We start from the raw sequence: 6,197 nt of genomic DNA, 5'->3' as shown, positions 1-6,197 counted from the left end.
CAGTGGGAGAGGTAAACGTGGTCAATAAAATGAAGGCGACCAATGCGATCATAGGCGGAGAAGGAAATGGCGGTATCATCTATCCTGAGCTGCATTACGGCCGTGATGCGCTGGTTGGAATTGCCTTATTCCTGACACATCTTGCGAAATTTGGCAAACCAATTTCGGTGTTGCGCAGCAGCTATCCGGCTTATCATATTTCAAAAAATAAGATCACGCTGACCCCGGAAATGGACATCGATGCACTTTTGCTGAAAGTGCAGGAGCGTTATAAAAATCAGCCGAATTCTACAATTGACGGTTTGAAGATAGAGTTCGATAAGGAGTGGGTGCATTTGAGAAGATCAAACACTGAACCGATCATCAGGATCTACAGTGAGGCCGGTACCGAAACAGTGGCAGAGAACCTTGCTGCAAAGATCATCTCTGATATTAAAGAGATATTAAAGCTCAGTTAAGCAATGGAAAGGATTTATTTAGACAATGCAGCGACTACTCCCTTAGATCCCGAGGTAATAGCGGACATGGTGAACGTGATGCAGAAGTATTATGGGAATCCTTCTTCTATTCATGCTCAGGGCCGCGAAGTGCGTACCCTGATAGAAAAAGCAAGGAAGACCGTTGCCGGCTTGCTGAATGCCACACCTGCTGAGATCTTTTTTACTTCGGGAGGGACAGAGGCCGATAATACGGCTATCCGCAGTGGTATTGCTGCATTTAACATCAAACATGCCATTACCTCAAAAATTGAGCATCATGCAGTAGAGCACACCTTAAACATGCTGTTGCAGCAGGGTATTATTGATAAGCTGAGTTTCGTCAATGTAGATTCCAAAGGAAATATCGACTATGAGCACCTGGAAGAATTGCTGAAGAACAATGAACGTTCTTTTGTTTCATTGATGCATGCCAATAATGAGATAGGAACATTGACGGATATTGAGCGGGTAGGAGACATTTGTGAAACTTATAATGCCGTTTATCATTGCGATACGGTACAGACCATGGGACATTATAAACATGATGTAAGAAAACTTAAAGCTCATTTTATCGTTTGTGCCGCACATAAATTGCATGGGCCTAAAGGTGTTGGTTTTTTATACGTGAACCATGCCATCAAGATCAGCCCGATGATTTCCGGAGGCGCGCAGGAGCGCAATATGAGGGGCGGGACAGAGAATGTGTATGGTATTGTTGGTCTTGCTAAAGCACTGCAAATGGCCTATGCTGAGATGGAACAGCACCATTCGTATATACAGGAGCTGAAGACTTACCTGAAAGGCAAACTGAGTTCAGAAGTACCTGATCTTTTCTTTAATGGGGAAACAGATGCTGATAAGAGCTTATATACAGTGCTTAACGTTTCATTTCCGGCAATGGATATGTCAGACATGCTGTTGTTTAACCTGGATATCAGCGGGGTCTCTGCATCAGGGGGTAGTGCGTGCTCATCAGGCTCAAATATTGGCTCGCACGTCCTCACCGGAATAGCTGCTGATCCCAACCGTCCTTCTGTACGGTTTTCTTTTAGCAAGTACAATACCAGGGCAGAACTGGATTTTGTGGTGGACAAGGTAAAACAGATCGTCAGTCAGAACATAGCTGTTTAAAATATTAAACAATCCACATTCGGAGGTGTTATTAATGGACAAACGTCTATGTAATCACTAACCTTTGAAATGATGAACAATTCAGCTAAAAATAAACAGGACAACCACAAAAAGGTCTACAAAGAAACCGACGACCGGAGCGAAAATCAGACCAGTGGCGAAACCTCCTCAGCGAATAGCTTTGACAGGTCTTCATTTACTAAAACGACTAACCGCAAGAACAAGCCTCTCGGGTCCAGCCATGAACCTGGTGTAATGCCGGGAACAGAATAGCGGAATAAGAGATAGCACAATAGGAACGGCGTATAGTTCCTGAAACACAGTCCCAAAACAGGGCTGTGTTTTTTGTTTTATTAAATAGAGTTAAAACTCTATATTGCTTCTAAATTTTTACCTGCGGGATTGAGTTTTTTCCTTTTAATTCTGTTTATTTGTGTGCTAAAACGTTTTATAATTTAACCAATATGAACAAAAACTTTACCCTGTTTCTGGCCGCGCAGTTTATCTTTGGTATAAGCTACCTTAAGGCGCAGGAAAAGGAAACCGTAGCAAAAGACGGACTTATATTAAACTTTTCGAGTAATGATGCGTCATTTGATCCTGCATTGAAGAAAAGAATGATCGAAACCTTTTTTAAGGTATATCCCTTGTTAAAAAAGGAATACAACGACACCGCTGCGACTACGGTAAACTTTGAGATAGATACTGCGTACAAAGGTGTTGCAGCTACCGGAGGTGGAAGAATTGTGTATAACCCTGCCTATTTCAGAAAAAAACCAGGGGATATAGATGTGGTTACACATGAAGTCATGCACGTGATTCAAAACTACGGAGGCCGCCGCCGCTCCGGGGGTACCCGTGGTCCGGGCTGGCTTACCGAAGGCATTGCCGACTATGTCCGCTATAAATTTGGCGTGGACAATCCCGGTGCCGGCTGGACACTGACCGAATTTAACCCTGCACAGAGTTATACCAACAGTTACCGGATCACAGCAAGGTTTCTAGTATGGCTTGAAAACCATGGCAATAAAGACCTGGTTAAAATATTGGACGCAAACCTGCGTGCGCGTACTTACACTGATGCCATCTGGCAAAAAGAAACCGGTAAAACCCTTGATGAGCAGTGGAAAGCTTATGCTGAAAATCCTGCATTGTAGCACATAAGATGAACCTTAATAATATGATTAAACAAATTTTAACCGCCTCACTTGTTGTGGCGTCGTTTGGTGCATTTGCACAAACAGTTGGAAAGGTTACTGACCCCGTTGAGTGGATCAATCCGTTGATGGGTACCGCAAGTAAACCTTCTTTGTCTAATGGAAATACTTATCCGTCGATAGCAGTGCCCTGGGGTATGAATTTCTGGACTCCGCAAACCGGTAAAATGGGTGATGGGTGGGCCTATACCTATGATGCGGACAAGATCAGAGGGTTTAAACAGACTCACCAGCCTTCTCCATGGATGAATGACTACGGCCAGTTTTCGGTCATGCCGGTAACTGGCAAACTCAGGTTCAACCAGGATGAGCGTGCGAGCTGGTACTCTCATAAAGCGGAGACTGTCAAACCTTATTATTACAGCGTTTACCTTGCCGACGCAGATGTAACTACCGAAATCGCCCCCACTGAACGGGCTGCCCAATTTCGTTTTACGTTTCCAAAAACTGATGATTCTTACGTAGTTATCGATGCCTTTGATAAAGGGTCTTATATAAAAATCATTCCGGCAGAGCGTAAGATCGTTGGTTACAGCACCAGGCATTCTCATAAGGTGCCGGAAAACTTCAAGAATTATTTTGTAATTTATTTTGATAAACCGTTTACTTCCGCAAGTTCCTGGAGGGGCAATGATCTTCAAAAAGATGTGCTGGAACTGACTGCCGATCATGCAGGAGCAATCATAGGATTCAAAACAGCTAAGGGTGAGCAGGTGAACATGAAAGTTGCTTCTTCTTTCATCAGTATTGAGCAGGCGGACATTTCTTTGAAAAGAGAGCTGGCTAATGACAGTTTTGAGGCGACCAAGGACAAAGCTAAAGCGGTCTGGAATAAGACCCTCAGCAGGATCAGCGTTGAAGGCGGTACGATCGATCAGGCCCGCACTTTTTACTCTTGCCTTTACCGTACCTTATTCTTCCCCAACAAATTGTATGAATTGGATGCCAACAACAAAATCATCCACTGGAGCCCTTACAATGGTAAAACATTGCCGGGTTATATGTTTGGCGGAACCGGCTTCTGGGATACTTTCAGAGCACTGTATCCGTTCTTAAACCTGATGTACCCTTCTATTAATAAAGAGATGCAGGAAGGTCTTGCCAATGACTTTAAAGAAGGGGGCTGGCTGCCTGAGTGGTCAAGTCCTGGTCTTGCCAGCGTAATGGTGGGCAACAACTCTGCTTCTGTAGTAGCTGACGCTTATATCAAGGGAATGCGTGGATATGACATCAACACACTTTGGGATGCGGTAAAACATGGTGCCGATAATGAAGGTCCGATGCCGGCTGTTGGCCGTTTGGGTGTTAAATACTACAATGAACTGGGGTATGTTCCTTATGATGTGAAGATCAATGAAAATGCAGCCAGGACACTGGAGTATTCTTATGATGATTTTGCCATTTATCAATTGGGTAAGGCGTTGGGAAAACCGGCTTCTGAGATCGATATTTTCAAAAAACGTGCAATGAACTACAAAAAGCTGTTTGATCCGGCGAGTGGTTTGATGCGTGGTAAAAATAAAGACGGCAATTTTCAATCGCCATTCAATCCGTTTAAATGGGGTGACGCGTTTACAGAGGGCAACAGCTGGCATTATTCCTGGTCAGTATTCCAGGATATTGATGGTTTGTCCAAGTTAATGGGTGGTAAAGAGAAATTTGTTCAGAAGCTGGATTCTGTGTTTACGCTTCCGCCAATATTTGATGACAGTTATTATGGTGGAGTGATCCATGAGATCCGTGAGATGCAGATCGCCAATATGGGTCAGTATGCACATGGCAATCAGCCGATCCAGCACATGATCTACCTGTACAATTATGGTGGCGCGCCATGGAAGACTCAGTATTGGATACGTGAGACCATGAACCGTATGTATAAGGCAACGCCTGATGGTTATTGTGGTGATGAGGACAATGGACAGACTTCTGCCTGGTATGTGTTTTCTGCTCTAGGTTTTTATCCGGTTACTCCGGCTACGGACCAGTATGTTTTGGGTACGCCTTATTTTAAGAAAGTGACGTTAAATCTCGAGAATGGCAAACAGATTGTGATTAATGCGCCGGCTAATAGCGAGGCCAATAAGTATGTGAATGGACTTAAGGTTAATGGTGCGGTGCACAGTAAAAACTGGCTGAGTCACTCGGGTTTATTGAAAGGTGCGGTATTGGATTTTGACATGTCGGCCAAGCCGAATATGCAAAGAGGTACAAGTGAAGCTGCGTTCCCTTATTCACTTTCTACTGATCCTGCTAATAAGTAGTAAAAGGTAAAATTCAGTGACAGGTAAAATTGAGTGATCTTTTCGCTGACTGGACCTAGCGCGCTGAAGGAGCGCACAGAAGATAAAATTGAGTGATCTTTTCGCTGACTGGACCTAGTGCGCTGAAGAAGCGCACAGAGTCCTATGTCAGCTCTAAGACACTAAATTTTATGGAAAATAGGGAGGTGAGTAAAATTTAATAAGCAACACGAGTTAAGCAGTATTCGTCATTGCGAGGTACGAAGCAATCTCATCAGGTGTGGGATTGCTTCGTGCCTCGCAATGACGGATACTAAACGAAGAAGGCCGGTTCAATTTGAGAACCGGCCTTCTTTATTAAATACAATAGATCATTAAATACAATTTAAGATCTTCTTAGTTCTTCATCATTTTCAGAAAAGCTGCAAGTTTTGCTTTCATGGCGCGGCGGTCTACTATAAAGTCGAGGAAGCCGTGTTCTAAAACAAATTCAGCAGTCTGGAAGCCTTTAGGCAGGTCCTTCTTGATGGTTTCTTTGATTACCCTTGGTCCGGCGAAGCCGATCAGGGCACCGGGTTCGGCAATGTTAATGTCTCCAAGCATCGCATAGGAGGCCGTTACGCCGCCGGTAGTAGGATCGGTAAGTAAAGAGATGTATGGGATCTTTGCCTGGCTCAGCAGGGCTAATTTAGCCGAAGTCTTTGCCATTTGCATGAGCGAAAAAGCCGCTTCCATCATCCTGGCACCGCCGGATTTGGAGATCATCAGGAAAGGGATTTTGTGCTTCATCGAATAATCGATACTGCGTGCGATCTTTTCACCGACTACCGAGCCCATGGAGCCGCCTATGAAATTGAAATCCATACAGGCTACCACCAGGTCTTCACCTTCGATCTTGCCATGGGCAGCCCTTATGGCATCTTTTAAACCGGTTTTAGCGATGCTTTCCACCAGTCTGTCCTTATAAGGTTTGGTATCTGTGAAGTTCAGCGGGTCCCCTGACCTGAGGTCCGGAAACAGTTCGGTAAACTGGTTTTCATCAAACAGTACCTGGAAGTACTCTTTGGAGCCTACCCTCAAATGATAATCACAATATTGACAAACGTATTTATTTTCTAAAAGATCAGCGG

General features: G+C 44.2%; 5 protein-coding genes and 1 pseudogene. 5 read left to right on the top strand and 1 reads right to left on the bottom strand.

What is annotated here, in order from left to right; translation table 11 throughout:
- From VK541_RS18560 to VK541_RS18540, 5 genes and pseudogenes are all read left to right on the top strand, one after another.
- Positions 1-458, top strand: a pseudogene (locus VK541_RS18560) (phosphoglucosamine mutase); the annotation flags it as partial.
- Positions 459-461: 3 nt separating this feature from the next.
- Entirely contained in the window at positions 462-1,610 is a 1,149-nt protein-coding gene (locus VK541_RS18555; RefSeq protein WP_324371884.1) for a cysteine desulfurase family protein, read from the top strand.
- A gap of 69 nt (positions 1,611-1,679) precedes the next feature.
- Entirely contained in the window at positions 1,680-1,883 is a 204-nt protein-coding gene (locus VK541_RS18550) for a hypothetical protein (protein WP_324371883.1), read from the top strand.
- 191 nt (positions 1,884-2,074) lie between these two features.
- Positions 2,075-2,767 (top strand): basic secretory protein-like protein, encoded by a 693-nt coding sequence (locus VK541_RS18545; RefSeq protein WP_324371882.1) that lies wholly within the window; start codon positions 2,075-2,077, stop codon positions 2,765-2,767.
- A 23-nt stretch (positions 2,768-2,790) separates the two neighbouring features.
- On the top strand, positions 2,791-5,088 hold the full coding sequence (locus tag VK541_RS18540; RefSeq protein ID WP_324371881.1) for a GH92 family glycosyl hydrolase: 2,298 nt from the start codon (positions 2,791-2,793) through the stop codon (positions 5,086-5,088).
- A gap of 375 nt (positions 5,089-5,463) precedes the next feature.
- Here VK541_RS18540 and accD read toward each other — a convergent pair.
- On the bottom strand, positions 5,464-6,197 hold a 734-nt coding region (gene accD, locus VK541_RS18535; protein WP_324371880.1), incomplete at its 5' end, for an acetyl-CoA carboxylase, carboxyltransferase subunit beta.

Source organism: Pedobacter sp., from assembly GCF_035317785.1.
In the GTDB taxonomy this organism is placed as follows: Bacteria; Bacteroidota; Bacteroidia; order Sphingobacteriales; family Sphingobacteriaceae; genus Pedobacter.
The sequence above is the reverse complement of the archived record's forward strand: the minus strand, read 5'-3'. Positions and strand labels throughout refer to the sequence as shown.

What these genes read in the sequence shown, in the direction of transcription:
- VK541_RS18555 (WP_324371884.1), top strand. Translation starts at nt 462, where the DNA reads ATGGAAAGGATTTATTTAGACAATGCAGCGACTACTCCCTTAGATCCC.
- VK541_RS18550 (WP_324371883.1), top strand. Translation starts at nt 1,680, where the DNA reads ATGATGAACAATTCAGCTAAAAATAAACAGGACAACCACAAAAAGGTC.
- VK541_RS18545 (WP_324371882.1), top strand. Translation starts at nt 2,075, where the DNA reads ATGAACAAAAACTTTACCCTGTTTCTGGCCGCGCAGTTTATCTTTGGT.
- VK541_RS18540 (WP_324371881.1), top strand. Translation starts at nt 2,791, where the DNA reads ATGATTAAACAAATTTTAACCGCCTCACTTGTTGTGGCGTCGTTTGGT.